Raw genomic sequence first — 256 nt, 5'->3', positions numbered from 1 at the left:
ACTCGACGGCAATGCAAATGGCGCTGGCGAATGCTTGTTTGGGCTTAAATAAAACGGAACAGGCCATCCGTATTTTCAACTCACTGCTTGCAGCCGATCCGGATAAACCGGCTGTTTGGCTGGCATTGGGCCACGCCCATAAAACGGCTGGCGCTGCAGAGCAGGCGGTGGAAGCCTATAAGCAGGCTGCCCATTATCACCCTTCATTTGGTGATGCTTATTGGAGCCTGGCAAACATGAAATCCTATCGGTTTAC

General features: G+C 52.0%; 1 protein-coding gene. It reads left to right on the top strand.

Going from position 1 to position 256, the window contains the following annotated elements:
- Nucleotides 1-17: 17 nt before the first annotated feature.
- A partial coding sequence (locus NLF92_RS13375; protein WP_254102741.1) for a tetratricopeptide repeat protein occupies nucleotides 18-256 on the top strand: 239 nt, incomplete at its 3' end.

This window comes from Opacimonas viscosa (assembly GCF_024199005.1).
GTDB lineage: Bacteria > Pseudomonadota > Gammaproteobacteria > Enterobacterales > Alteromonadaceae > Opacimonas > Opacimonas viscosa.
The sequence above is the reverse complement of the archived record's forward strand: the minus strand, read 5'-3'. Positions and strand labels throughout refer to the sequence as shown.